The sequence below is a fragment of the Rubeoparvulum massiliense genome (genome assembly GCF_001049895.1).
Lineage (GTDB): Bacteria > Bacillota > Bacilli > Rubeoparvulales > Rubeoparvulaceae > Rubeoparvulum > Rubeoparvulum massiliense.
The window spans coordinates 529,291-556,160 of the sequence record NZ_CVPE01000005.1; the positions used below are offsets into that span (position 1 = coordinate 529,291).

At 40.6% G+C, this 26,870-nt stretch carries 25 protein-coding genes; 8 read left to right on the forward strand and 17 right to left on the reverse strand.

Going from position 1 to position 26,870, the window contains the following annotated elements:
- Nucleotides 1-65: 65 nt before the first annotated feature.
- The 3 genes from BN1691_RS07705 to BN1691_RS07715 are packed head-to-tail and all read right to left on the reverse strand — an operon-like array spanning nucleotide 66 to nucleotide 2,849.
- On the reverse strand, nucleotides 66-1,511 hold the full coding sequence (locus tag BN1691_RS07705; RefSeq protein WP_048601618.1) for a potassium/proton antiporter: 1,446 nt from the start codon (nucleotides 1,509-1,511) through the stop codon (nucleotides 66-68).
- Nucleotides 1,512-1,545: 34 nt separating this feature from the next.
- Nucleotides 1,546-1,752 (reverse strand): DUF951 domain-containing protein, encoded by a 207-nt coding sequence (locus BN1691_RS07710; RefSeq protein ID WP_048601619.1) that lies wholly within the window; start codon nucleotides 1,750-1,752, stop codon nucleotides 1,546-1,548.
- A gap of 56 nt (nucleotides 1,753-1,808) precedes the next feature.
- Complete coding sequence (locus tag BN1691_RS07715) at nucleotides 1,809-2,849, reverse strand: YkvI family membrane protein (protein ID WP_048601620.1); 1,041 nt, start codon at nucleotides 2,847-2,849, stop codon at nucleotides 1,809-1,811.
- A gap of 79 nt (nucleotides 2,850-2,928) precedes the next feature.
- On the opposite strand from BN1691_RS07715, the gene yyaC reads away from it, so the two are divergent.
- Nucleotides 2,929-3,519 carry a spore protease YyaC gene (yyaC, locus tag BN1691_RS07720; protein ID WP_048601621.1) on the forward strand — a complete coding sequence of 197 codons (591 nt, stop codon included), beginning with the start codon at nucleotides 2,929-2,931 and terminating at the stop codon, nucleotides 3,517-3,519.
- A 152-nt stretch (nucleotides 3,520-3,671) separates the two neighbouring features.
- Here yyaC and BN1691_RS07725 read toward each other — a convergent pair whose 3' ends face one another.
- The 14 genes from BN1691_RS07725 to rpmH form a co-directional block, all read right to left on the reverse strand.
- On the reverse strand, nucleotides 3,672-4,070 hold the full coding sequence (locus tag BN1691_RS07725) for a bactofilin family protein (RefSeq protein ID WP_048601622.1): 399 nt from the start codon (nucleotides 4,068-4,070) through the stop codon (nucleotides 3,672-3,674).
- A 15-nt stretch (nucleotides 4,071-4,085) separates the two neighbouring features.
- Nucleotides 4,086-5,003 carry a M23 family metallopeptidase gene (locus BN1691_RS07730; RefSeq protein ID WP_147545754.1) on the reverse strand — a complete coding sequence of 306 codons (918 nt, stop codon included), beginning with the start codon at nucleotides 5,001-5,003 and terminating at the stop codon, nucleotides 4,086-4,088.
- 84 nt (nucleotides 5,004-5,087) lie between these two features.
- Nucleotides 5,088-5,807, reverse strand: a complete 720-nt coding sequence (locus BN1691_RS07735) for a DUF554 domain-containing protein (protein ID WP_048601624.1) — start codon at nucleotides 5,805-5,807, stop codon at nucleotides 5,088-5,090.
- Between the two features lie 634 nt (nucleotides 5,808-6,441).
- On the reverse strand, nucleotides 6,442-7,296 hold the full coding sequence (locus BN1691_RS07740; protein WP_048601625.1) for a ParB/RepB/Spo0J family partition protein: 855 nt from the start codon (nucleotides 7,294-7,296) through the stop codon (nucleotides 6,442-6,444).
- A complete protein-coding gene (locus BN1691_RS07745; protein ID WP_048601626.1) occupies nucleotides 7,289-8,050 on the reverse strand; it encodes a ParA family protein in 762 nt (253 codons plus the stop codon). Before BN1691_RS07745 ends, BN1691_RS07740 begins: the two co-directional genes overlap by 8 nt.
- Nucleotides 8,051-8,424: 374 nt before the next feature.
- Nucleotides 8,425-9,276, reverse strand: a complete 852-nt coding sequence (gene noc / locus BN1691_RS07750) for a nucleoid occlusion protein (protein ID WP_048601627.1) — start codon at nucleotides 9,274-9,276, stop codon at nucleotides 8,425-8,427.
- A 149-nt stretch (nucleotides 9,277-9,425) separates the two neighbouring features.
- Entirely contained in the window at nucleotides 9,426-10,133 is a 708-nt protein-coding gene (gene rsmG, locus BN1691_RS07755) for a 16S rRNA (guanine(527)-N(7))-methyltransferase RsmG (RefSeq protein WP_048601628.1), read from the reverse strand.
- A gap of 14 nt (nucleotides 10,134-10,147) precedes the next feature.
- Nucleotides 10,148-12,040: a tRNA uridine-5-carboxymethylaminomethyl(34) synthesis enzyme MnmG gene (gene mnmG / locus BN1691_RS07760; protein ID WP_048601629.1), complete on the reverse strand. Its 1,893-nt coding sequence runs from the start codon at nucleotides 12,038-12,040 to the stop codon at nucleotides 10,148-10,150.
- Between the two features lie 41 nt (nucleotides 12,041-12,081).
- Nucleotides 12,082-13,455 (reverse strand): tRNA uridine-5-carboxymethylaminomethyl(34) synthesis GTPase MnmE, encoded by a 1,374-nt coding sequence (gene mnmE / locus BN1691_RS07765; protein WP_048601630.1) that lies wholly within the window; start codon nucleotides 13,453-13,455, stop codon nucleotides 12,082-12,084.
- 280 nt (nucleotides 13,456-13,735) lie between these two features.
- Complete coding sequence (jag, locus tag BN1691_RS07770; protein ID WP_048601631.1) at nucleotides 13,736-14,356, reverse strand: RNA-binding cell elongation regulator Jag/EloR; 621 nt, start codon at nucleotides 14,354-14,356, stop codon at nucleotides 13,736-13,738.
- Entirely contained in the window at nucleotides 14,353-15,120 is a 768-nt protein-coding gene (locus BN1691_RS07775) for a YidC/Oxa1 family membrane protein insertase (protein WP_048601632.1), read from the reverse strand. Before BN1691_RS07775 ends, jag begins: the two co-directional genes overlap by 4 nt.
- An 11-nt stretch (nucleotides 15,121-15,131) precedes the next feature.
- Nucleotides 15,132-15,383 (reverse strand): membrane protein insertion efficiency factor YidD, encoded by a 252-nt coding sequence (yidD, locus tag BN1691_RS14125; RefSeq protein WP_076850153.1) that lies wholly within the window; start codon nucleotides 15,381-15,383, stop codon nucleotides 15,132-15,134.
- A gap of 1 nt (nucleotide 15,384) precedes the next feature.
- Nucleotides 15,385-15,765 (reverse strand): ribonuclease P protein component, encoded by a 381-nt coding sequence (gene rnpA, locus BN1691_RS07780; protein WP_048601633.1) that lies wholly within the window; start codon nucleotides 15,763-15,765, stop codon nucleotides 15,385-15,387.
- A 183-nt stretch (nucleotides 15,766-15,948) separates the two neighbouring features.
- Complete coding sequence (gene rpmH / locus BN1691_RS07785; protein WP_048601634.1) at nucleotides 15,949-16,083, reverse strand: 50S ribosomal protein L34; 135 nt, start codon at nucleotides 16,081-16,083, stop codon at nucleotides 15,949-15,951.
- Between the two features lie 562 nt (nucleotides 16,084-16,645).
- On the opposite strand from rpmH, the gene dnaA reads away from it, so the two are divergent.
- From dnaA to BN1691_RS07820, 7 genes are all read left to right on the forward strand, one after another.
- The gene (gene dnaA / locus BN1691_RS07790; protein WP_048601635.1) at nucleotides 16,646-17,995 is read left to right on the forward strand and encodes a chromosomal replication initiator protein DnaA; all 1,350 of its coding nucleotides are present in this window, start codon (nucleotides 16,646-16,648) and stop codon (nucleotides 17,993-17,995) included.
- Between the two features lie 198 nt (nucleotides 17,996-18,193).
- On the forward strand, nucleotides 18,194-19,330 hold the full coding sequence (dnaN, locus tag BN1691_RS07795; protein WP_048601636.1) for a DNA polymerase III subunit beta: 1,137 nt from the start codon (nucleotides 18,194-18,196) through the stop codon (nucleotides 19,328-19,330).
- Between the two features lie 15 nt (nucleotides 19,331-19,345).
- Nucleotides 19,346-19,564 (forward strand): S4 domain-containing protein YaaA, encoded by a 219-nt coding sequence (gene yaaA / locus BN1691_RS07800; protein WP_048601637.1) that lies wholly within the window; start codon nucleotides 19,346-19,348, stop codon nucleotides 19,562-19,564.
- Between the two features lie 11 nt (nucleotides 19,565-19,575).
- Nucleotides 19,576-20,694, forward strand: coding sequence for a DNA replication/repair protein RecF (gene recF / locus BN1691_RS07805; RefSeq protein ID WP_048601638.1), 1,119 nt, complete (start codon nucleotides 19,576-19,578; stop codon nucleotides 20,692-20,694).
- Between the two features lie 36 nt (nucleotides 20,695-20,730).
- Entirely contained in the window at nucleotides 20,731-22,659 is a 1,929-nt protein-coding gene (gene gyrB, locus BN1691_RS07810; RefSeq protein ID WP_048601639.1) for a DNA topoisomerase (ATP-hydrolyzing) subunit B, read from the forward strand.
- Between the two features lie 59 nt (nucleotides 22,660-22,718).
- Nucleotides 22,719-25,160 (forward strand): DNA gyrase subunit A, encoded by a 2,442-nt coding sequence (gyrA, locus tag BN1691_RS07815; protein WP_053083725.1) that lies wholly within the window; start codon nucleotides 22,719-22,721, stop codon nucleotides 25,158-25,160.
- A 123-nt stretch (nucleotides 25,161-25,283) separates the two neighbouring features.
- Complete coding sequence (locus tag BN1691_RS07820) at nucleotides 25,284-26,438, forward strand: HD-GYP domain-containing protein (RefSeq protein ID WP_048601640.1); 1,155 nt, start codon at nucleotides 25,284-25,286, stop codon at nucleotides 26,436-26,438.
- The last annotated feature ends 432 nt before the right edge of the window (nucleotides 26,439-26,870 follow it).

Below are 26,870 nucleotides of genomic sequence, written 5' to 3' on the forward strand. Positions count from 1 at the left end.
ATGGCCATATCTTCGACATACTTGTAGCTTATTATATCATGGGTAACCCACTAAATGTGCATTTCTTATGTTGCTTTTGATTCTAGTAATTGCTGGACCTGTTCTCTACGCGGATGAGGTAGAAGGATATATAACACATCGCCAGATTTCAAGCAGGTATCGCCTGTGGGAGGAATGAGTTGATCACCACGGACAATGGCTGTAATTAAGGTTTCATTGGGTAGTGTGATCTCTCGTAGTGTACAATTCTCTGCACGTGACCCTCGTACCACTTCCATCTCGACCAACTCTACATTCGACTTACCACCTGCGATCAGTTCCAGTCGATATGTTGGCTGCTTTCGCTCCCCTTCTGTGATCCCTAATTTTTCAGCTAGCCACTGAAGACTAGTACCCTGTACTAATGCAGAGGTTAAGACAATAAAAAAGACCACATTGAAGATTTGGCGGCTTGACTCGATCCCCGCTAAGAGTGGATAGGTGGCCAAAATAATAGGAACAGCACCTTTTAAACCTGCCCATGCTAAAAAAGTCTTCTCTCTCCAATCAAAAAATTTACCCCAGGTGCAGATTAATACACTTAGTGGCCTTGCAACGAGCATCAATACTAATGAAAGCAGGATGGCTTGCCAAGAGACTTGGAGTAATTCCGCAGGGAAAACAAGTAGACCTAGAAGAATAAACATCAACATCTGCATCATGCTTGCAAATCCCTCTTGAAAGCGAAAGATCACGGATTTATAGCGAATATCAGCATTTCCCACAATAATCGCCATTAAATAAACAGCCAATAAGCCGCTACCATCAATTAATGCAGTTACACTATAGGTTAGAATAGCAAGAGATAGTGCTAGAATCGGATAAATTTCTGAGGAAGGAAGACGAAGATGTTGAATTAACCAAATGGTTATTTTACCAAATAGCCAACCAAATAGTAGGCCAAATAATACTTGCTTCATGAAAAATCCTAGCATCACAAACCATGATGATTCTGGTACAGTTAGCAATTGAATAATTGCTAATGTTAATAGAACCGCCATGGGATCATTAGAGCCTGATTCCATCTCTAGTGTGTTTGTAATTTTTCTCCGAATATTGGTGTTCCCAAAGGCGGCGAAGACTGCCGCAGCATCTGTTGAACCGACAATGGCACCCACTAGCATTCCCTCTAGCCAAGATAGGCCAAGGATATAATGAGCAGCCATCCCGGTAATAAGTGATGTAATCAATACCCCAAAGCTAGAAAGCAAGGTAGCTGGAAGCCAAATCGTCCGAATCTGTTCTTTCCTTGTTCTTAAGCCTCCATCAAACAGGATAATTATTAGTGCTACAATGGCACAAAGCTGGGTTAACTGTGCATTATCAAAATAGACAAAATGATTGAGGAGCATGCCGATCAAGATGAATGGGAGTAGAGAAGGAATCCCTAGATGAAAAGATAGTTTCGTGGAAATCGTACTTGTGAGTAATAGCAATGCGAACAATAGTATGACGGTATCTGTCCAAGACATGGCATCATTCCTTTCTCTTCCTAATGATTATTCTCTATTGGTCGTTAGGTGATGCAGAAATGATGACACGCTTCATCTTTTTCTCAAATTCACGACGGGGAAGCATCACACGGTGGTCACAGCCTGTACATTTTAATCGTATATCCATACCCATCCGAATCACCTCCCAAGCATTGGTGCCGCATGGGTGTGGTTTTTTCATCTCAACAATATCATGCAATTGGAACTCTTTGCGCTCCACCTTGTTCCCCCCCTTATCAATATCATGAAATACTCATCTTTATATTTGTAATTATATCATGACTTCTTCGAAAAAGCCTGTAATGCTTGTAGTAATAGGATAGCTAAGAGGAAGAGATTTAATACTCCATAGATGGGATACGCATATTCTACCAAATGGCCAAACCCCCAGCTCGTAAAAGGAACCATGAGAAGCAGAATGAATGTACCAAGGTAGACTGATGGCCACCCTAGCCAAGACTCAATTCGTGTAATCATCCCGTAAAGATTGCTTACTGCACTCGTATACATCGCGAACCATAATATGCTGGAAATACATACAAGCACAAGCCAGGTAGGATTATTTAACAGAGTGAGTAAAGGAATTTCACTTTCTACTACCAATGAGGCCTGCTGCGATAGCGCAATATTTAATAGAAGAGAAATCAATGTCAATCCCACTCCAGCAACCCCACCAGCTACATAGATTTCCCTTCTTTGTTGAATGCTATTTCCCATGGTACTAAGAACAGCAAAGAGCGGAATTAAATTAAGACCCGCATAGGTAATAGCTGAAGGCCAGTATGGTAATGAGAGAAATGAAAAGGGAATGATTTTTTCATTGATCATTAACGCCTCAAGTATGATCCAAAGCATCACAATGATTAGGATTGGAATGAGAAATAGATTCATTGATAGAATGCCATTCATTTGGAAAAATAAAATGAAGATTACAGCTAGTACCATGAACCATACACCGATCCAACTACCATATCCCCATGTAACACCAATGGCTCCGCTCCCAGCGATCATCACAATGGTTACCATGAAAAGGTAGATAAAAATTAGCCCATCCATTAGTTTTACAAGTGCAGGTGGAAGGATCAGTTTTAGCAAGTCTCTGTAGCTTGTTGTTCGATGTAAACGACTTAGTTCAAGAATGATCATGGTTGTTACGATTAATAAAGCATGTGCAATCAATATTCCAATCCAGCTTGACTGACCATAGATCGTGAAAAACTCCCAAATCTCCTTGCCTGAGGCGAACCCTGCACCAATTGTTGTTCCAACAATGAGCATTCCTAGCTGTATTCCCCGATTAAACCAAGCGATATTCACCCTCTTCCCACCTTTCTCATGGTATATTTCCCTTTCCTTTTGCTTATACTAAAACGAAAAGATAGGTGAGGAGGTACCCATGAAGACAGAGATCCCTAAAATTGAGCCTGCCTTCTTTCGTGTATCTTATCGCGAGCCCAATTGTATCCCACTTCTACGTGACCAATTACAGCAACTACTTGTCTATCCCCCAATATATTCAGAAATACTCTTTTTATGTATTGGCACTGACCGCTCAACGGGAGATGCACTAGGACCATTAGTAGGTACTTTTTTGCACGAAGCAAAACATCCTAATATTCTTGTCCGTGGTACTCTTGAACACCCCGTCCATGCAAAAAACTTGCAGGATGTATTAGCTGAGATCGATTCAGCACAGACTTCACCTTATGTCTTTGCAATTGATGCCAGCTTAGGCCGATGGCAAAGCGTTGGTGATATCTGCTTGCATAAAGGCCCCCTACAACCAGGGGCTGGCGTTCAGAAAAAGCTGCCTCAGGTAGGTCATGCTCATTTGACTGGAATTGTTAATGTCGGAGGATTTCTTGAATATTTTGTTTTACAAAACACTCGTCTCCATCTAGTCATTAGCATGGCTCATCTTATTTCCAAGGCCATCCTAGCTGCCCTGCCCTATGAACAACCCCTCGTCTCTGAATACATGAGGTAAAATAGACTAGGTATAACTGGAGCAGGTTTCTCTATTTATGGAAGAGTCGAGACCACTCGTGGCTTTAGCCATGAGTGGTTCAATTCGAAGCTTGGCGACATAGAAAAAGATGGAAGAGGGACGAACCCCATTCCATCTCTAACCTAACCTACTTAATTGTTACCCTGCAGTATTTTCTCCTGGCTCTTTTCATCTTGTTTATTCTCTTTACCTTCCTTTAACATGTGACAATAGCCATGGAGTTGGCCACCTTGTTCAATCACAATGGTACCCACACTTACATTCCCTATCACACTACCTTTATGTAAAAGATGCAAATGCCCTGTTGTAACCACATCACCTTCTACATTTCCAGCTACAGAAACAGTAGCGCCATGAACCGAGCCTGTTACTCTCCCCTTCTCTCCAATGACGATTTCTCCTTTAGATTCAATGTCACCCTCTAAATACCCATCTATTCGAATTGAGCCTGTACCACGAATACTCCCTTTAATCTGCATATCTGCACCGATGACTGTATTAATTCGTCCTGTGTTTTTCTTACTAAACATGGACCTACCCTCCCATCATGGCAAGTAATCTATGGGATCCACCGGGACACCATTTCTATAGACCATATAATGTAGGTGATTTCCTGTACTCCATCCTGTCGAACCCATATAGCCGATGACTTCACCCTTTTTTACTTTTTCTCCCGATGAAACTGCGTAGCTGCTCAAATGAGAATAGCTTGTTTTTAACCCATATCCATGCTTGATCATAATTTGTTTGCCATAACCTGATTGATATTGAGCATAAACTACTGCTCCGTCTGCAGCAGCGATAATGGGGGTGTTTCTTCTGTTTGCAATATCCAAACCATCATGAAACTCTCTCCGACCGGAGAATGGACTCTTACGATAGCCAAATTTTGATGTAACCTTTCCTTCTGCCGGCCATATGGATGGCGTATGAGATATTCGTTGATTATCCTCTGCGAGTTGATCTAGTAGAAGGGACATATTCTCTTGCTGTACTGGAAGTGTTTGATTTAACTGAGCAATATCTGTCTTCGTATCATTGATTACGAATGATGCGACGGTTACCATATTTTTATCTCGATTTTTTAGTAGATCCCTTGACGTAAGTAAATCCTTATCAATCGGATTAACAGCAACTACTTTCTCTGCATCCCAACCTCTTTCTTCACGAATTTGTAGTTCAATTTGCTCCAACGCTAGTGCATACGACTCGATTTGTGCTAACTGTGACGAAACTGCTGTCAATTCTCGGCGAAGAAGATCTGCTTCTTCTTTATATTGCACTAGGAGTTGATTCTCTTTCTTCATCCGATTGTGGTCGTGATATTCCATTACAAACATGAAAAGCAGGGCTACGCAAAGAGTCATAAAAACACCGATGGCAAAGACAGGAATACGAAGTGTGACAGTTTCTTTATCTGAGTGGGGAACGATCATAATGGTATAAAACTTTCTCCCTTTCACACTCAACACCTCACTACCTAAATATTCGCTACTGGCTAACAATGGTGCACCATGCTTTACAATCCTTTCGTTATTTCTACTAACCTACTTACTAAAAATAGGAAACATCTCTAGGATAACTTGGAAGAGAGCAATAAACAATAAGGCTGGTAGCATATTGGAAACTCGTACTTTTGATACACCTAACATATTGCTACCAAGGGCAATAATCATAATTCCACCGACATTGGTAATACCTGTGATGATCCCTGCTTCTAGGTTGGTCGGGAGCCAGGTTCCAAATATAAACGCAAGAATGGCAATGCTCCCTTGATATATCAAAACAGGAAAGGCCGATAATAACACACCGATACCCAATGTAGAAGATAATAAAATTGAGGTAATGCCATCAAGAATGGACTTTGTATATAGCAGGTGATGATCTTGGCTTAGTCCTCCTTGCATCGCACCTAAGATAGCCATTGAACCTACACAATAAAGAAGTGTAGCAGTGATAAAACCCTGTGTGATTTCACTTTGACCGAAATGAGTATTCCAATGCTTCTCCACTCTATTTCCCCAACCATTTAAACCATCTTCCAATCTCCAGTACTCTCCTAATAAGGTGCCAATGACGATTGAGATGATAACCAAAAGGATATTGTTACTATCCAATGCCATTTGGAGGCCAATGACGATAACACAAATTGCAATTCCCTGCATGATGGATTCTTTCATCCGATTAGGAATTCCTTGAAAGCGTATGCCTATTAAACTTCCAATGATTATTGCAAATGTATTGACTAGGGTTCCTGTTAGAATCATAACATCCTCCTCATGCTATTGTTCCACGTGGAACATTCACTGAGCTTGATTTATGTGGACAAAGTAAGTTGGAGATTGTCCAAAAATGATGAACTGGACTTGGCTTAGGTAGAGTAATTCACTGAATCAGAACCATAGTCACTATTATGAGAGTAAGTAGCCCCCATCCCATATCTGAAAAGGGGCACTCATCTCGAAACAGAGAACTAGTTATTAATAGATTCCATTATAGCAAATTTGTTTTAGATAAAGGTAGTAAAACGTCAAAATATTCTTGATTTCCAGCAAATGTGTATCCATGTGTTTGTAAATATTCTCTTTTAGCCAATCCTCATATCTCCTGGATTTGCAGATATTCAACTGTAGCTAAAGATTCCTTGAATGGTCTTAAAATTTTACCATCACTTCCCCTTTCAATTTGGACAAATCAATTAGTCTTCTTTAAAGATTTTATCTCAGCGACATTTTACTCCTCTTCTATAGTTAAAAGTAAAATTCCACAAAATGTGTAAATAGGGGCGTCTAAGGTTCCAGTGGAGTATCGAATCCATCTAGAGCTTAGTCTGCTTAACACAAAAAAATAAGGTGGCTTAGTCCACCTTATTTTACAAGAGTTTATAAGTTTGGTACCTTCTTAGTCTTTTTGGAGTAATTGAAGTATACGCGACAGATCCTCTTGTGAGTAATACTGGATTTCTATCTTGCCATGCTTCTTTCCTTGTCGTATTAACACGGAAGTTCCAAAATAGTTTCGAAGCTGTTCTTCAAGATCCTTTACAAATACATCCTTGCTTTCCTTTTTAGCCTTTTTATTTTTTGTTCCACGTGGAACATCGGCAATGAACTGTTGAACAATTTCCTCACATATACGAACCGTCCAGCCCTCTTCAATGCAACGATCGGCCATTTTCACCAATACCTGTTCATCCTTAATCCCTGCGAGCGCCTTTGCATGTCCCATAGTAAGTTTGTTAGCTGCCAACGCTTCTTGAATAACAAGGGGTAATTGAAGTAAGCGTAAATAATTGGCTACATGTGACCGACTCACTCCAACTCGTTGAGCAACCTCGTCTTGTTTTAAAGCGAATTGTTTCATGTATTGCTGATAAGCTTCAGCAATTTCAATTGCATTGAGATCCTCACGCTGCAAATTTTCGATCAAAGCGATCTCTACCATCTTTCGATCGTCTAGATCTTTAACAATTGCCGGCACTGTCGAGAGACCGGCTTGCCGTGAAGCACGCCACCGCCGTTCACCTGCTACAATTTCATATCCTTTAATGCTCTTACGGACGATTAATGGCTGGATTACACCATGCTCCTTAATGGAAGTTGCTAACTGTTCGATAGCATCCTGTGTAAAGTGCTTCCGTGGTTGATAGGGATTGGGCCGTAATTCATCTATTTTTACATCTATCACATGTTCATCCTCTATTGAGGGAAGCAATGCGTCAAGGCCTCGTCCTAGACCAGTGAGACGTTTACTCATTGGCAATCACTTCCTTTGCTAATTCTAAATAGACTTCTGCGCCACGTGATTTTGGATCGTAGGTAATAATCGATTCCCCCCTGCTTGGAGCTTCGCTTAAACGTACATTGCGAGGGATAATCGTTTCATAGACCTTGTCTTGAAAATACTTCTTCACTTCCTGAATCACTTGAATTCCTAAATTGGTGCGTGCATCAAACATCGTGAGTAAAACACCCTCGATGAATAGATCACGATTAAGATGTTTCTGCACCAAACGAACTGTATTTAGCAATTGACTTAACCCTTCTAAAGCATAATATTCGCATTGGATGGGGATTAAGACCGAATCTGAGGCCGTTAATGCATTGATTGTTAATAAACCTAAAGAAGGTGGACAATCGATAATAATATAATCGTAATTAGGTCTTAACTTTTCAAGAGCTCGTTTTAAGCGAACTTCTCTTGAAATGGTTGAGACCAATTCAATCTCTGCACCAGCAAGCTGAATAGTGGCAGGTATTATTGATAAATTTTCTACATTAGTTGGGAAAATCGCCTCAAGTGGATTGATTTCATCAATTAAAATATTATAGATGCATGCTGGAATATCTGCTTTTTCAATTCCTAGTCCACTGGTGGAATTACCCTGCGGATCGCTATCGATCAATAAGGTCCTCTTGCCAAAAAAGGCCAAACTGGCACTCAAATTAACGGCAGTTGTAGTTTTGCCTACCCCACCCTTCTGGTTGGCAATGGCTATCACTTTCCCCATCTTATTTGACAACTCCTTTAGTCAAGCTGCTGCTTTTTTATCTCTACGGCGTTACTAATACCTTCACCTCTATCAGTGAAGGATAAGTACCACCTAGCTTCGAAATAAGGACGACGAAGATTCAGAAGGAATCAAAACCGCCCTCTGAGCCAAGTCTACTTTATCCGTTTGGCCATACCAAAAAGAATAGGCCTTCATATAGATTCTACGTCTTATTATAACATGTATGAGTAAAACCCGTAGTTTTCTCTGAAATATACTTTACCTCAGCGAGGTTATTAAACTCCCAGCTCTAGGTAGTAGCTAAATCCCTCCAAATCCGCTTTATGGATTGAAAAAAACACTCGTTCAAAAACGAGTGTAGTGATACTTCCTTATTTGACCTGCGCTTTAGGAATCCGTATCACAAATTGATAGTAATCTCCCACATCAGCTTCTTCTGCTTCTAAGCTAAGGCCATTTTTACGAACCATATCAAGAGATTGACGGACCGTATTGATAGCGAGTCGCATATCACGTGAATAGGAGATGCGTTTTGGGCGAGCTGGTTTTGCTTTGTCTGTTCTTTCGAGGATTTGCTCTACGCGTTGCTCAGTCTGTTTAACATTATAATGGTTATCAATAATTTCATTGCATAACTTTAATTGCAGTTCTTCCTCTTGAAGTGGTAGTAATGCCCGAGCATGACGTTCTGTAATCTTCCTCTCCAAAATAGCTTCTTGGATTGTTTCAGGAAGACGAAGGAGACGAAGTTTATTTGCAATGGTTGCTTGGCCTTTGCCTAATCGTTGAGCAAGGCTCTCCTGGGTAAGACCGTGGATTTGCAATAGCTTTTGATAGGCTAATGCTTCTTCGATGGCCGTTAACCCTTCCCGCTGCAAATTTTCAATTAAAGCAATGGAAGCTGTTTGCGTATCATTATATTGACGAATAATGGCTGGAATTGTGGGAAAACCAAGCTTTTTGGTTGCACGTAATCGCCGTTCCCCTGCAATTAATTCATATGAATCAGTGCCGATGGTGCGGACTACAATGGGTTGAATAATCCCATGGGTTTTGATGGTCTGACATAATTCATTCAGTTTTTCATCATCAAAAACAGTCCGTGGTTGATATGGATTAGGCACAATACGGTCAACAGGCAATTCGTGAATGGTTTCTTGCTCAGGACGTTCGATTTGCTTCGCGTCTGAGAAGCCCAATAGCCTTGAGATATGGTCTTTCATCACTTCACCACTTCCCTTGGAGTACTCTTACACCTATTCATGATCTTTTATGAAAAATCCTGCAAAAACATGAAAGAGAATAATAAACCACTGTCATCCATTATATAAAAATCACCAAAACTTGCAAAGGAGAGTAGTCTTATCCTTGTTTATAATGGGTTTTTGGCTGGTTTTCCAGCGCTCCGAGGGTACTTCTTAGGGGTTTTTGCAATCTTTTTGGTTACAATGATCGTTCTTGCTGCATCTTCAACTGGTAGTTTAAAAGATTCGATCTTCTCCATTTGACCTCCAAGTAGGGTTAAGGCTTGTTTCCCCTCAGAAGCCTCTTGAACACCATCACTCCCCTTGAGTGCTACAAAATAGCCATTTACCTTAACAAAAGGAAGGGAATATTCGAGAAGAACTGGAAAACGAGCAACAGCTCGGGCAACAGCCAGATCAAATTGTTCACGTAAATGCGGTTCATGACCGAGGTCTTCCGCCCGTCCATGAATCAGTGTGATACCTTCTAATCCCAAAGTTTGTATCACTTCTTGTAAAAAGTTCAATCGCTTCTGTAATGAATCAACAAGGACACACTCAAGCTGAGGAAAAGCAATTTTTAGGGGAATGCTGGGAAACCCAGCACCCGCCCCAATATCAACAAGCTTTTGTGTAGAGAAGGGAAAGTAGAAGCCCGCTGTTAACGAATCATAAAAATGCTTTAGCTCTACCTGATCCCTTTCTGTAATCGCTGTAAGATTCATTTTCTGATTCCATTCAATTAGCAATTGATAGTATTGATCGAATTGCTGTTGCTGGTGCATTGATAATTGGATTCCTTGTTCTTCTAGAGCAGTAATCCAATTGAAAGGCATCTCTCCATCCCCTTTCACTTTACATGATGCATGGTTTCCTTCGTTAATGAATCGAGATAGACCAGAAGAACCGAGATATCCGCTGGATTCACACCAGCGATTCGAGATGCTTGCCCAATGTTAATTGGATGAATCTCATTCAATTTTTGGCGAGCCTCTTTTGCTAGTCCTGGGATCTTATCATAGTCCAAATCAGGTGATAAGCGTTTGCTCTCTAACTTCTTCATCCGTTCTACTTGCTGTAATTGTTTTTCAATATACCCTGCATATTTAATTTGAATCTCCACTTGTTCCCGCACATCTGGTGTCACTTCATAGGGAGCAGGTGCAATTATTGCAAGATGATCATAGGTGATTTCAGGGCGACGTAAAATGGTTTCCAGCGAGAAAGCATTATTGATCGGTGTGGAGCCAACAGAACTTAATAATTCTTGAACTTCTGGTGTAGGTTTAACAACCTCTTCTTTCATACGTTTTAACTCCATTACAATTAAATCCTTTTTCTTCATGAAGCGTTCATACCGCTCTTCATCGATTAAGCCGATGTCATGACCAATTTCCATTAAACGCAAGTCGGCATTATCATTCCGCAACAGAAGACGATATTCAGCACGGGACGTAAGTAAGCGATAGGGATCCCGTGTTCCTTTTGTCACGAGATCATCAATTAGAACACCGATATATGCTTGGGAACGGGAGAGTATCAAAGGGTTCTTCCCTTGCAGCTTGCGAACCGCATTAATTCCTGCCATTAATCCCTGCGCTGCTGCTTCTTCATATCCAGATGTTCCATTAATCTGTCCAGCAGAAAATAAATTTTCAATTCGTTTTGTTTCTAAAGAAGCCCATAGCTGTGTAGGGAATATCGCATCATATTCAATGGCGTAGCCACTTCTCATAATCTCTGCATGCTCAAGACCTGGTACGGAGCGTACCATTTCATGCTGGACATCTTCAGGAAGACTGGTAGATAGACCTTGTACATAGACTTCCTCTGTGTTCCGACCTTCTGGCTCCAGAAAGATTTGATGGCGAGGCTTATCATGAAAACGTACCACCTTATCTTCAATGGAAGGGCAGTAACGCGGACCTGTCCCTTCGATGATGCCAGAAAACATCGGGGCACGATCCAAATTATTTTGGATAATTTGATGTGTCCTTGCTGAGGTATAGGTCAACCAACATGGCACTTGTTCTTGATTATATACGATCCCATCATGAGAAAAAGTAAGGGGAAGATCATCGCCTGGTTGAATTTCTGTCTTACTATAATCAATGGTGCGACTATTTAATCGCATCGGTGTCCCGGTTTTATAACGGATGAGTTCAAAACCAAGTTCCTTTAGATTCTCAGAGAGTTTAACTGATGGTTTTAGATTATTAGGACCACTCTCATAGGCTAATTCTCCAATGATGATCCGCCCTCTGAGATAGGTACCTGTTGTAAGGATAACAGCCTTGGCACGATAAATCGCCCCGGTATTGGCAATCACACCTTCACAGACCCCGTTATTTACAATTAATTGGTCTACCAAAACCTGACGTAAGGTTAAATTGGGTTGTTTTTCAATAACTCGTTTCATTTCTCGTTGATAAGCCACTTTATCTGCTTGTGCACGTAAGGCATGGACAGCTGGCCCCTTGCCTGTATTCAGCATCCGCATTTGAATATTGGTCTTATCGATATTTCGAGCCATTTCTCCACCAAGAGCATCAATTTCACGAACCACATGTCCCTTTGCAGGACCTCCAATGGATGGATTACATGGCATTAATGCAACAGAATCTAAGCTGATGGTAACAATTAATGTTTTAGCACCGAGACGTGCGGAAGCCAAAGCAGCTTCTACTCCAGCATGACCAGCACCAACAACAATGACATCATAATTACCCGCTTCAAAATTCATCTTTATACCCCCTAACCTCTGTATGTAATTCTAAGGTGTCCTTACTTACCTAAACAAAACTGACTAAACAATTGATTGATCAAATCCTCATGGACCTCTTTTCCGATCATCTCACCGAGATACTGCCATGCTCGCTGCAGATCAATTTGAACAAGATCAATGGGCATTGCCGCATGTAATGCGGCAACTGCGTCATCCAAAGCAGAGATGGCTTGCTGCACGAGATGGACATGTCGCGCATTAGTAAGATAAGTACCATCTGCCCTTTTCATTTTACCAGTCATGAATCGTTGAGCAATCGCTTCCTCCAATTTCTCAATGCCTTCGTTCTTCACTATTGACATTTGAACCATTGGTGAGCTGGGAAAATAATCATGAAGGCGCCCTAGATCTAAGCGTTGCTCAAGGTCTGTTTTATTGATGATCAAGATAACAGGTAGCTGTTGAAGGAGTTGGATCAGTGCTTCATCTTCTGCAGATAAGGGTTCTTGATTGTTCAACATATATAGGATAAGATCTGCGTTTTGTAGAGCTTCATGTGATTTTTCAACACCGATTTGTTCAACGAGATCTTCCGTTTCTCGGATTCCTGCTGTATCCAAAAGCCGTAGAGGAATTCCTCTTACATTTACATACTCTTCAATGACATCTCTTGTTGTCCCTGGTATGTCTGTCACAATGGCCCGTTGGCTTTGTGCCAATGCATTAAGAAGCGATGACTTACCTACATTGGGTCGACCGACAATCGCTGTTGAAATTCCCTCACGAAGGATCCTACCCTGCTTTGCAGTCTGTAATAAATCAACGAGTTCATCATGTACCTCCTGAGCATACTGAAGTAAAAATTGATTCGTGAGCTCCTCTACATCATGCTCTGGGTAATCAATACTCACTTCAATATGGGCCAAGGTCTTGATCAGCTTTTGGCGTAGTTCTTCAATCTTGGTTAGTAATCTTCCTTGTAATTGTTGGGTTGCTACCTTTTTTGCTTCTTCTGTTTTGGCACGGATCACATCGATAACAGCCTCTGCTTGTGTCAGATCAATTCTGCCATTGAGAAAAGCACGTTTTGTAAATTCTCCAGGCTCTGCTAATCGAGCACCTGCTTGGAGAATCAATTGAAGTACTTGCTGTACAACCACGATCCCACCATGGCAATTAATCTCCACGACATCCTCTCTAGTAAAAGTACGAGGAGCTCGCATTACACTGATCAATACTTCATCAATTACTTCACCATCCATATCAACTAGATGTCCATAATGAATGGTATGTGTATCCACTGTGGATATTTTTTTGCGTCCACGAAAAGTTTTATCCACAATGGTAATTGCTTCGGGGCCACTAACACGAATGATTGCAATACCACCCTCTCCTAGAGGCGTGGAGATTGCTGCAATAGTCTCTGTTTCCAATAAATTCACCCCTGTTTTCACATTCCTTTTTCGTTCACTAACATCCTTTCCCTAATCAAATAGATTAACACACTTATCCACATGGGGAAAACTTTTTAATGAAATTCTTTTTTTATGAACATAGTCTATCTCATTAGCGGTGTTTATCTCTAATCTTACGAATCTTCCAGGTACTCTTTGGTGAATCGTTCCTAGATCCATTCATAACAAAGTAGAAAAAAGGCCATTGAACAAGATCAATGGCCTTTTTCACTTACTGAACTATAAATACCTTCTTCATTTATTTTTTCTTAATCATCACATAGCGATTTGGTTCAGTACCCTCGCTCATGGTCTCTACCTCATCAGAATCCTGTAGGGCAGTATGAATAATTTTACGTTCATACGCTTTCATTGCTTCTAGTCGCAAAGGTTTACCTGAACGAATGACACGATCAGCCGATTGCAGAGCAAGCCGCTCTAAAGTCTCTTTTCTTTTTGCACGATAGTTCTCTGCATCCAAAATAAAATGGACAGATTCCTTAACCATTCGATTCACTGCAATGTTTAATAAGAATTGGAGACTATCTAAGGTTTGACCATGACGACCGATCACAAGTCCCAGTCCATCACCCTGAAGTTCAATAATGGTCTGCCCTTCTTCGTTGCGAGCTTGAAATTGAAGATTTTTTCCACCCATCAATGGGACGACGTTATTGAGGAATTGGATAGCCTGCTCGGTAGGATCGAGAATCTCCTCTACCTCTACACGTGCGGGCTTTCCACCGATAAATCCCAAAAAACCCTTGCTCGGTTCCTCGATAATACGATAACGAACACGATCTACACTGACACCAAGTTGGTCTGCGCCTTGTTGTACCGCTTCCTCCACCGTTTTGCCGGTACCCATTACCGATTTCACTTTGTTTTGGCCCCCTGTTCAGTTTTTCCACCTTCACGTAAGCCTTTAGTAAAATAGGTTTGAATAATGGTGAAAATATTTCCATATACCCAGTATAAAGAAAGGGCTGATGGTAAACCAATGGCAATGAAGAAAATCATAACAGGCATTACCATCATCATGGTTTTCATCTGCGGGTTATTATTCATAGCAGCGCCCATCATCTTTTGTTGCAAGTAAGTGAAAACTGCTGCTAAAATAGGCAAAATATAATATGGGTCAGGTGTTCCTAGTTGAAGCCAGAGGAACTCACCAGCAAAAATATGCTCATTCCGAATAAAGGTTTGATATAAGGCGATCAAGATGGGCATCTGAACCAATGCTGGCAAACACCCTGCCATCGGATTGATATTATATTTTTGCATAACTTTCATGGTTTCCATCTGCTGCTTCTGTGGATCTTTCTTATATTTCTCACGAATTTCCTGTAATTCAGGTTGGATCTCTTGCATCTGCTTGGAAGATCGGATCTGTTTCACCATAAGAGGAACCAAAATAAGACGGATCACAATGGTCATGATGAGAATGGCCCAACCATAATTTCCAACCAGTTGGTAAGAGTACTCTAAAAGTGAATTTAAAGGATATATGAAATATTTGTCCCAAATGCCTGTTGCCTGTGACCATTTACCTGGAATAGGCTCTGGATTATTTGGCGTACTACAACCGGCCGTTAATAACACTAGAAAAAGTAGCAGAAGCGCTAGGCTAACTCTTCGACGCAAATCATTTCCCCCTAACACTTTCGTAAAATTTTGCAGAGGCTTGGTTTTTTATCTGGTACTAGATCAATACCACCTGAATGAAGTGGATGACATTTACTAATTCTTTTTACAGAAAGCCAGCCACCATACCAAAATCCATGACGTTCAATTGCTTCTTTCGCATAGTGAGAACAAGTTGGATAAAATCTACAGGTGGGAGGTGACATCGGTGAGATATAACGCTGGTAAAAACGAATGAAAGATAGAGCTGACTTTGCAAGAATGTTACTCAACATTGCCATCTCCTTTCAACGTTGATCTCTTTACATGCCGTGAAAGGACACCTGCTCTACGCAGGGCATGATATAGACTTTGGGCCATCTCTTGATAACTTTGTTCTAAGATTGGTTTTCTACCAATAATGACAATATCCTGCTTAGGTAGAATTTGATCTGCCTTTTCTTGAATAATTGAACGTACTTGGCGCTTTAAGCGGTTGCGAACAACAGCATTACCAAGTTTCTTACTTATGGATATACCAATCCGATACTCTACCTCCTGATTGGGAAGTACATAGATAACAAATTGGCGATTCGCAGCTGATTTTCCTTCTAAGAATACCTTTTTAAAATCCAGATTGCTTTTTAGGCGATGCTTCTTGTTCAACAGGACTCTCTCCTATGTTGATTACTTTCAACCAAATAGATACAACTAGCATAGCCAAGAACTCCATTAATCTAAACTTTTTAGCTGGAGTAATCGATTTTTACTCCAGCTAAAAAGTTATTTATGCTTGTCCATTAAATACTGGAAAGAAGCATGAGAAAAAAGACCACTAAAAAAGTGGTCTTATGCGGATAGAACCTTACGGCCTTTACGACGACGGTTCCGCAGTACCTTACGGCCATTTTTAGTACTCATACGGCTACGAAAACCATGAACCATTTTACGCTTACGATTATTTGGTTTAAATGTTGGTGTCATCTATTTCCACCCCCTCTGAGGAAAATCCGTCTATCAAAAAAGACATTACGTTTAATTATAAAATTTTATATTTTTATTTGTCAAGGATCTCCTTACGAAAATCAATGTAGTTTCTACGACACTTCCCCTTGTATAAGAAACGTACAACTAAGTAAGGCTTGCCTGTGGATAATTTATTTCCTAAAATGAAACTATCCACACTTATTCGACAGGATGCTCACAAAATCTAGTGTTGTGGATAAGCAATGTGTACAACTTATTGATTTTGTGGACAAAATCGGCTAAAACATTGCAGGAAAAGAGTTATTTTGATATCATGTTTTTGTTTTCCCTTGTGGATTGAAATCCAGATAAGCAACTTATTCACAGGGTGTGGATAAGTTTGTGGACAATTTTACTCAGTTTGTGTAGAAATAAGTCGGCGAAGACGTGAATTTTGTGGAAATCTGTAATAGTGACTACACAACATTGAATTTTATTGCGTTATTCTTATCTTACTTATCCACAATTTCATGTTAATGATAAAAGGTTGAGAGGCTATAAGGAGAGGAGGAAATCTTTATTGCAACCACCTATTGCTCAGCTTTGGGACAGTACGTTGAAGGCAATTGAGAAAAAACTGAGTAAACCTAGCTACGACACCTGGTTAAAGTCAACAGAAGCAGTAGATTTGGATGAGGACACATTAATAATCTGTGCTCCTAATGAATTTGCCCGTGATTGGTTGGAATCACGATACTCAAATTTAATTATGGAGACAGTGAAAGAGGTCACAGGTCAACTTTTTCAGGTTCGTTTCATCGTACATTCTAAAGAAGAACCTGGTAACACCAATGCTAATACATCAGACGACTTAACAAAACCAGACAGTGAAGAAAATTACCATAGTATGTTAAATAGTAAGTATACTTTTGATACTTTTGTCATCGGTTCAGGTAACCGATTTGCTCATGCAGCTTCACTAGCAGTGGCTGAAGCGCCTGCAAAGGCCTATAATCCACTCTTTATTTATGGTGGTGTTGGACTCGGAAAAACACACTTAATGCATGGGATTGGCCACTATGTACTGGAACATAATCCAAAGGCCAAAGTGGTTTATCTTTCCTCAGAAAAATTTACGAATGAGTTCATTAATTCTATTCGGGACAATCAAACAGTTACCTTTCGCAATAAATATCGTAATGTAGACGTATTATTAATTGATGATATTCAATTTTTGGCAGGAAAAGAACAGACACAAGAAGAATTTTTCCATACATTCAATACATTGCATGAAGAGAGTAAGCAGATCGTCATCTCCAGTGATCGTCCACCAAAAGAGATTCCAACCCTAGAGGATCGACTCCGCTCCCGCTTCGAATGGGGATTAATTACTGATATTCAACCACCTGATCTTGAGACACGTATTGCCATATTAGCAAAGAAAGCGAAAGCAGAAGGCCTGGATATTCCAGAGAATGTGATGGAATTCATCGCGAACCAGGTTGATACCAATATTCGTGAATTAGAGGGAGCTCTCATTCGTGTCGTAGCCTTCTCTTCTCTCATCAATCAAGACATCGATATTCACTTAGCACAGGAAGCTTTGAAGGATATTGTTTCTCTGGCAAAACCAAAAGAGATTACCATCATTGATATTCAGAAAAAGGTTGGAGAAGAATATCATTTACGTTTAGAAGATTTTAAAGCGAAAAAGCGAACGAAATCCATCGCTTTTCCTAGACAAATCGCCATGTATTTATCCCGTGAATTGACCGATCTCTCATTACCAAAAATCGGTGATGAATTTGGAGGACGTGACCACACTACTGTCATTCATGCCCACGATAAAATTTCTAAACAGCTACTCCATGATCGTCAATTACAAGAAACAGTTCAAGCTTTAACAGAACGTATTAAAGGCAATCAGTAACTTGTGAATAATTGAATACGCCTATACACAGACTTATCCACATGTGTGTAGGCGTATTTTAATCCCCTTCTGTTTCTTTTCCACATATCCACAAGCTATACTACTACTATGACTTAAAGATATAATAAAGAATAATAGTGATCGTCAACCATTCGCCAATAACCGAAAATAATAAAAAAGGGTTTGGAGGGAACCGCTGTGCATTTCTTTATTCAAAAATCTTTATTGAATTATGGCGTACAACATGCCTTTAAGGCTGTTGCCACACGTACAACAATTCCTATCTTGACTGGGATCAAGATCGAAGCGACTACAGATAGCGTTTCATTTGTGGGAAGTGATTCAGATATTTCGATCCAATGTAAAATTCTCAATGAAACTGATGAAAAAACAAATGTGAAAATGGCTAGACTAGGTAGTATCGTAGCACCTGCAAAATTTTTCACAGAGATTGTTCGAAAATTACCTGGTGATGAAGTGGAAATTCAAGTACACGATCAATTAGGAATCACGATCCGAAGTGGTCAAGCAGAATTTAACTTGAATGGGATGGATCCAGAAGAGTATCCCAAGCTCCCTGAACTGATCGGCAGTCAATCCTTCCGCATCCCTAGTAGCCTACTAAAAACCATGATTCGTCAAACTGTCTTTTCAGCTGCTTCAACAGAGACACGCCCTATTCTTACTGGGGTGAAGTGGGATTGTGCCAATAATATGTTGGCATTTACTGCAACCAATAGCCATCGTCTCTCTTATCGACAATCGAAAATTGAAGCTGCAGACGATCTGCAATTTGATAATATTGTTGTACCTGCTAAAAGTTGCAATGAGCTACATAAGATCCTTGAGGATGATGATCGTCTCGTCGATGTGATGGTAACTAATAATCAACTCTATGTTAGACAAGATGAAATTATGTTCTATTCCCGCTTACTAGAGGGTAATTATCCAGAAACAAAGCGTCTTATTCCACAAACCAGCCAAACCGAAATCATTGTGGATACCGATTATTTTCTTGCTGCCATTGAACGGGTTGCCTTATTATCACGTGATTCCAAATCCAATGTGGTAAAGTTATCGATAGAGGGATCACAATTGGAATTAATGTCCTATTCTCCAGAGATCGGGAAAGCAGTTGAACGTTTAGATGCTAATGAAAGCAATGGAGAACCACTAAAAATTTCTTTTAATGCGCAATTTATGCTCGATGCCTTACGTGCCATAGACAGTGATGAAGTCCGTATTGGTTTCTCTGGAGCGATGCGTCCATTTGTTTTACATGCAAAGGATCACCAATGGGTGACACAATTGATCTTGCCTCTACGCACATTATAATTTGGGGGAACTTACATGAAGAAAGTTATGCTTGAGGATGAAAATATTACACTAGGTCACTTTTTAAAATGGCAGGGCGTTATTCAAACTGGCGGAGAAGCAAAGCATTATTTACTCAATGCAAACATTATGGTAAATGATGAGTTGGAAACTCGAAGAGGACGCAAGTTACATGTTGGGGATCGCATTGAGGTTCCAGGGGTGGAAGTTTTTTATCTGATCTCGAAAGAGTAGGAGGGGCTTCTTTGTTCTTAGCCAAAATATTGCTCCAATCATTTCGTAATTATCATAGGCTGGAACTACCATTTACCCATCAGGTTAATCTGTTTGTCGGACAGAATGCCCAGGGAAAAACCAACCTTTTAGAGGCGATCTATGTGATGGCCATGACTAAATCACATCGAACGTTTCGTGACAAGGAATTGATCGGTTGGAACCAACCCTTTGCAAAAATTACAGGGGAAATAAAAAGAGGAGAAGAGAGCTTAGATTTAGAAGTAATCATAGCAGAGAAGGGTAAGAAGGTTCGAAAAAACGGACTTGAGCAACGGCGACTCAGTCAATATATCGGGGCTTGCAATGTGGTCATGTTTGCACCCGAAGACTTATCCATAGTGAAGGGTTCCCCACAACATCGCCGTCGTTTTATGGATATGGAAATTGGTCAGCTCAGCCCGCTCTATCTTCATTATTTATCCCAGTATCAAAAATTATTACAACAGAAAAATCAATTTCTAAAGCTGGCCAAGAGAGAGCAAAAGCAGAATGCAATGGTGATGCTAGATGTTTGGAACCAACAATTGACCGAATTTGCGGTTAAGATTATGCTAAAACGGTATCAATACATTGCTCAACTACAAATGTGGGCTGCAGGTATACATGCTGGAATAACCCAAGAAAAAGAAGAGCTATGTATTACCTATAAAAGTGAATCGAAAGTATTAGCTGGAATGATGGAAGATGTGGCAAGAGAGATTTTTTATCAAGAACTGATGGGGAAGGCGAAACAAGAACTGGAGCGCGGTACGAGTCTTCATGGTCCGCATCGCGATGACCTAACATTCCGGATTAATCAGATTGATGTCCAAACCTTTGGCTCTCAAGGACAACAACGTACCACTGCCTTATCTTTAAAATTGGCAGAAATTGAATTAATTTATCATGAAGTGGGTGATTACCCACTTCTATTGTTGGATGATGTCCTATCAGAGCTGGATGAAATACGGCAGACCCATTTGCTTACTACGATTCAGGATAAGGTTCAGACCTTTGTCACCAGTACTAGCCTTGATGGAGTTCAACTGAAACACTTGCCTGATCGAGAGATTTTTAAAGTTCAAGACGGTACCATCGTTTCCAATTGAAATTCATAGAATTTTTACGAAGTAGGTGAGGGTAACGTGACGAATAATGTAAATAATTACGATGCTAGTCAGATCCAGGTACTAGAAGGGCTTGAAGCTGTACGCAAACGTCCAGGTATGTACATTGGGTCTACATCCAGCCGTGGTCTCCATCATCTTGTTTGGGAAGTGGTTGATAATAGTATTGATGAGGCGATGGCTGGTGTCTGTGATACCATCGATGTTTTCATCAATGAAGATAATAGTGTAACGGTGATTGATAATGGCCGTGGTATCCCTGCAGACATTCACCCAAAGACAGGTAAATCAACGCTTGAGACCATTATGACTGTTCTCCATGCTGGTGGTAAATTTGGTGGTGGAGGATATAAGGTTTCTGGTGGGTTACATGGTGTTGGGGTCTCTGTTGTGAATGCTTTATCAGAATGGGTTGAAGTCGTAGTAAAACGTGGCGGGAAAGAGTACGGCGGCGATGGCAAAATCTATCACCAACGTTTCGAGTATGGTGCTCCTGTTAAGAATATTGAAGAGTTAGGCACCACAGAGGAGCATGGTACTAAAATTACCTTTAAACCCGATTGCAAGATCTTTACTGAGACAACAGAGTTTGATTATTTAATTTTTCAATCACGGATTCGAGAGTTAGCCTTTTTAAATAAGGGGCTCGTGATCAACTTAACCGATAAGCGAAATGAAGGGAAGAAAGAGAAGTTTCACTTTGAAGGTGGACTCATCTCCTTCGTAAAATATTTGAATCGAAATCGTGAACTGATTCATAAAGATCCCTTCTACATGGAGATCGAGAAAGAAGATATAATCATTGAGATTGCTCTTCAATATGATACTTCTTATGGTAGCAATATCTTCTCCTTCGCCAATAATATTCACACCCATGAAGGGGGAACACACGAGGCTGGTTTTAAGAGTGCTTTGACTCGAGTGATCAATGATTATGGTCGGAAATCCAATTTAATTAAAGAAAATGAAGATAATCTAACCGGTGATGATGTACGTGAGGGATTAACAGCCATTGTCAGTGTAAAAATTAGTGATCCACAATTTGAAGGTCAAACTAAAACAAAATTGGGGAACAGTGAAGTTCGTGGGATTGTTGATACCATCTTTTCTGAACAGTTTTCCGACTTTTTAATGCATAACCCTCAAGTTGGTAAACAGATTATTGATAAGGCCTTGCAGGCTGCTCGTGCTCGAGAAGCAGCGCGGAAGGCTCGTGAATTAACCAGAAGAAAAAATGCTCTCGAAGTAAGTTCATTACCTGGGAAATTAGCGGATTGTTCTAGTAAGGATGCTTCCAAAAGTGAACTGTTCATCGTCGAGGGGGATTCTGCTGGTGGCTCTGCTAAGCAGGGACGGGATCGAGAATTTCAGGCCATTCTTCCACTACGTGGTAAGATCTTAAACGTAGAAAAGGCCCGACTTGATAAGATTCTATCGAATAATGAAATTCGTGCTTTGATAACGGCGATGGGGACTGGGATTGGAGAGGACTTTGATATTACCAAAGCACGTTATCACAAATTAGTTATCATGACCGATGCGGACGTGGACGGTTCTCATATTCGAATCTTGCTATTGACCTTCTTCTTCCGCTTTATGAAGCCTTTAATTGAAGCAGGCTATGTTTATATCGCACAACCACCGCTCTATAAAGTAACAAAAGGGAAAACAATCCGCTACGCTTATACTGATCAGCATTTAGACGTGATTAAAGCGGAGATGGGAGATAAGTTGGAAATCCAACGGTACAAAGGTTTGGGGGAAATGAATCCTTCCCAATTGTGGGAAACTACCATGGATCCTGAAAGTCGGATGATCCTTCAAGTCTCCATTCATGATGCGATTCAAGCCGATGAGATTTTTGATACATTAATGGGCGACCGCGTAGAGCCACGTCGAGAATTTATTCAAGAACATGCACAATACGTACGAAATCTAGATATATAATCGCTACAAACTTTATGGAAGATGGTTTGTAGGAGAATGAATAGTATGGGGGTACAAATATGGCAGAATTTCAAGTACCTAGAGTTCAGGAAATAAATTTAAACGATGAAGTCAAAAATTCATTCATCGATTATGCGATGAGTGTCATCGTGAGTCGGGCTTTACCAGATGTACGTGATGGATTGAAGCCAGTACATCGGCGGATTCTTTATTCCATGAATCAATTAGGCATGACGCCTGATAAAGGGTACAGTAAATCAGCACGTGTTGTCGGGGATGTTCTTGCGAAGTATCACCCCCATGGTGACGCTTCAGTTTACGATGCCATGGTTCGAATGGCGCAAGATTTTTCATTCCGCTATATGCTCGTGGATGGGCATGGTAACTTTGGTTCGGTAGATGGTGATGCTCCAGCTGCTATGCGTTATACAGAAGCGCGTATGGCCAAAATCACCCTAGAAATGCTACGGGATATTAACAAAGAAACCATTGATTTTCAGGATAACTATGATGGAAAAGAACAGGAACCTGTTGTTCTACCTGCGCGTTTTCCTAATCTCCTCGTAAATGGAGCAGCTGGGATTGCAGTAGGGATGGCAACCAATATTCCACCACATAATTTACGTGAAGTGACGGATGGAATTCTTGCACTAATTAAGAATCCAGATATGTCCATCGATGAGTTAATGTATTTTATTAAAGGACCAGATTTTCCTACAGGAGCGATGATATTAGGAAAAGATGGCATTAAGAAGGCTTATCGTACGGGGAGAGGAACTGTTCTCATCCGTGCACGTACAGAAATTGAAGAGATGAGTAATGGTAAGAGTAGGATCATTGTAAGTGAACTACCTTATCAAGTGAATAAAGCAAAGCTGGTTGAGCGAATTGCTGAGTTAGTACGTGATAAAAAGATCGATGGGATTACAGATTTACGCGATGAATCGGACCGCGATGGAATGCGGATGGTCATTGAATTACGGCGAGATGTCATTCCACAAGTTGTATTAAATAATTTATATAAGCATACTGCTCTTCAAGCCTCATTCGGTATCAACATGTTAGCCCTGGTTAATGGGACGCCACAGACATTGAATATTAAGCAAATTCTTGAAGAGTATGTTAAACATCAACAAGATGTTATCCGTCGGAGAACACAATTTGATCTAAATAAAGCAGAAGCACGTGCACATATTGTTCAGGGATTATTAATTGCTCTGGATCATATTGATCGCGTGATTGAATTAATACGTGCCTCCCAGACAGCTGAGGAAGCAAGAGATGCGTTGATGGGTGAGTTTGAGCTAAGTCATGAGCAGGCACAAGCGATCCTTGATATGCGATTGCAGCGTTTAACAGGATTAGAACGAGGAAAATTACAAGATGAGTATGAGGATCTACAGATCAAAATTGCTGAACTCCGCGCTATTCTAGCTGATGAAAATCGGATCCTCGGCATTATCTCAGAGGAGCTTACAGAGATCAAAAATAAGTATGGAGATCCTCGTAGAACGAGCATCACTATTGGTGAGCATGAAATTGCTGATGAGGATTTAATCCCTGAGGAAGATGTGGTTATTACATTAACCCACCAAGGCTATATTAAACGCTTACCAGTTAATACCTATCGGAGTCAGAAGCGTGGTGGTAAAGGTGTTCAAGGTATGAGCACCAAAGAGGATGATTTTGTTGAACATCTGTATATTACTAACTCCCATGATTATCTGATGTTCTTTACCAACCTAGGAAAAGCTTACCGACTAAAAGCATATGAGGTACCAGAAATGGGGCGCACCGCCAAAGGCTTACCCATTGTCAACCTCATTCAGATTGAAAAGGGTGAGCGGATAACTGCCATGATTCCTGTCAAGGAATTTAGCAGCGATCATTTTCTCCTTTTTGCAACGAAAGAAGGTATTGTTAAGCGTACATCCTTGGATAAATATATTAACTGTCGTAAAAATGGCTTGATCGCTATTAGCTTCCGTGAAGGTGATGAGTTGATCGGCGTAAGGCTCACCGATGGTTCACAATCTATTATCCTTGGAACTGAACAAGGGATGTCCATTCATTTCAATGAGACGGATGTACGAGAAATGGGACGTTCTGCCACAGGTGTTAAGGGAATTACCCTTGATAATGACGATTATGTGATCGATGTGGGCATTCTTCGTGAAAATACGACGGTCTTAACCGTATCGAAGAATGGGTATGGTAAGCGTACCTATAGCGATGAATATCGTCAGCAAACCAGAGGTGGAAAAGGTATTAAGACGATGAACGTCACCGATAAAACAGGTCCTCTTGTTGGTATGAAGGTCGTCAGTGAACAAGACGATCTAATGGTCGTTACTGCAACCGGTGTAATTATCCGAGTCTCGACTGAAGAAATCTCTACGATGGGACGCTATACCCAAGGCGTTCGTGTCATGAAGGTAGAGGACGAACAAGAAGTAGCTACCGTAGCTCTCGTTCAAAAAGATGATGAGGAAGAAGTGTAAAAATAATAATATTCTTCTATATTAGAAAGAATGCAGGAGTTTTATCCTGCATTCTTTTTCTCTAATTGCTTGAAACTTGAAATCTATATAGAATATAAGTAATAGGGGAATGGAGGAAAAAAGATGGAGACCAATTTTCAAAAAGTTGTGAGCGAAGGCCAGTTTGAAGAAAAAGAAGTGGAATTACTTTCAGTTCCTGTAGGAAGTATCTTGGCTGTTCCAGTCTATTCTCCTCTAGGTGCTTTACTTTTGGAGCGGGGGCGCACCATAGGCCAACGAGAAAAAGAAATGTTAAAAGCATTTAAGATAAATAAGATTCGTATTCAAATAGACAAAAAAATTCAAGTGAAAACTGCGAATAAGCAAGTAGACACTTCAACTCAACCAGCAACTGTTCAGCCTCAAGCCATTACTTCTTCAGAACAAATCCAGAGGATGAAAGAAGAATGGAAGAAAGAGTATGAAGAGAGCGTTAAGTTAATTGAGAAAGTGATGATTCATGTTCAAACTGGTGGGAAGGTTCCTGTATTAGAAATTCGAAAAAACCTTGAGAATATGCTACAACAGGTTTCCACTTCACCAAGTTTAATGATGAGTATCGAAACCGTACGTAATGTTGACTTATATACTTATCATCATTCCACAGCAGTTGCCATATTAGCTCCAATGCTAGCTAAATGGTCAGGTCTCCCTGAAAATGAACAGATGCAAATTGCTTTAGCAGGGATGCTCTTGGACATCGGGAAGAGTAAGATCGATTCGACCATCCTGCAGAAACCAGGAGCACTTACACAAGCAGAATATGAAGAGATGAAACAGCATACCGTTTTAGGGTATCAAATTTTGAAAGATACACCTGGCCTATCTAGTGGTGTTGCATTAGCTGCCCTACAGCATCATGAACGAGAAGATGGAACAGGATATCCCCTTGGACTGACAGGTGATAAAATCCATCCCTATGGCAAGATCATCGCCATCTGTGACATTTACCATGCTATGGTATCCAATCGTGTTTATCGGAAAGGGAGCTCTCCATTCTTGGTTTTCGATCAATTACTCAATGATGCATTTGGACGTCTTGATCCAAATCTCGTACATATCTTTGTTCGCAATATGATGGATCTTTCGGTTGGTGAAGTAGTTAAGCTAAACAATGGAGAGATCGGCAAGATTATTTTTATTACCTCCTATGCCCCAACACGGCCAATGATCGAAGTGAATGGGAATATCATTGATTTAAATCTCCATCGTGATTTGCATATTTTAGAAATCATTTAATCGCGATCTTTTCGATAAAAAAGCTTGCAATAAGATCATACTTTATGTTAATATAGTTTTTGTTGCCGCGATAAACGGCAACACAAGAACATCGGCTACAATCGCAACATCCTGTTGCAACACCGATGAAAACTACAGAGCATCACCAACAGCTTTTTCATGCTCTGTGAGCAATATATCATTTCTTTTATCGTAGCGCGACACCGCAACCTCCGGTTGCAGGAGCGCGAGATAAATAAATGATATATGCGAACCGTCGTTCTTTGCCCTAAAGGACAAGTAACGCTAAGGCGCTAAAGCGCCAAGTCGTTCTTTGAAAACTGAACAATGGAAAAGAAGCGGACCAGTTGATTTATTTTGAGCAATCAAGCTCACGTATTTTACGGAGAGTTTGATCCTGGCTCAGGACGAACGCTGGCGGCGTGCCTAATA

What these genes read in the sequence shown, in the direction of transcription:
- yaaA (WP_048601637.1), top strand. Translation starts at nt 19,346, where the DNA reads ATGAAGAAAGTTATGCTTGAGGATGAAAATATTACACTAGGTCACTTT.
- yyaC (WP_048601621.1), top strand. Translation starts at nt 2,929, where the DNA reads ATGAAGACAGAGATCCCTAAAATTGAGCCTGCCTTCTTTCGTGTATCT.
- BN1691_RS07735 (WP_048601624.1), bottom strand. Translation starts at nt 5,807, where the DNA reads ATGATTCTAACAGGAACCCTAGTCAATACATTTGCAATAATCATTGGA.
- gyrA (WP_053083725.1), top strand. Translation starts at nt 22,719, where the DNA reads ATGGCAGAATTTCAAGTACCTAGAGTTCAGGAAATAAATTTAAACGAT.
- BN1691_RS07725 (WP_048601622.1), bottom strand. Translation starts at nt 4,070, where the DNA reads ATGTTTAGTAAGAAAAACACAGGACGAATTAATACAGTCATCGGTGCA.
- rpmH (WP_048601634.1), bottom strand. Translation starts at nt 16,083, where the DNA reads ATGACACCAACATTTAAACCAAATAATCGTAAGCGTAAAATGGTTCAT.
- BN1691_RS07705 (WP_048601618.1), bottom strand. Translation starts at nt 1,511, where the DNA reads ATGTCTTGGACAGATACCGTCATACTATTGTTCGCATTGCTATTACTC.
- BN1691_RS07745 (WP_048601626.1), bottom strand. Translation starts at nt 8,050, where the DNA reads ATGGGGAAAGTGATAGCCATTGCCAACCAGAAGGGTGGGGTAGGCAAA.
- rsmG (WP_048601628.1), bottom strand. Translation starts at nt 10,133, where the DNA reads ATGCCTTTCAATTGGATTACTGCTCTAGAAGAACAAGGAATCCAATTA.
- BN1691_RS07820 (WP_048601640.1), top strand. Translation starts at nt 25,284, where the DNA reads ATGGAGACCAATTTTCAAAAAGTTGTGAGCGAAGGCCAGTTTGAAGAA.
- mnmG (WP_048601629.1), bottom strand. Translation starts at nt 12,040, where the DNA reads ATGAATTTTGAAGCGGGTAATTATGATGTCATTGTTGTTGGTGCTGGT.
- BN1691_RS07740 (WP_048601625.1), bottom strand. Translation starts at nt 7,296, where the DNA reads ATGAGTAAACGTCTCACTGGTCTAGGACGAGGCCTTGACGCATTGCTT.
- noc (WP_048601627.1), bottom strand. Translation starts at nt 9,276, where the DNA reads ATGAAAGACCATATCTCAAGGCTATTGGGCTTCTCAGACGCGAAGCAA.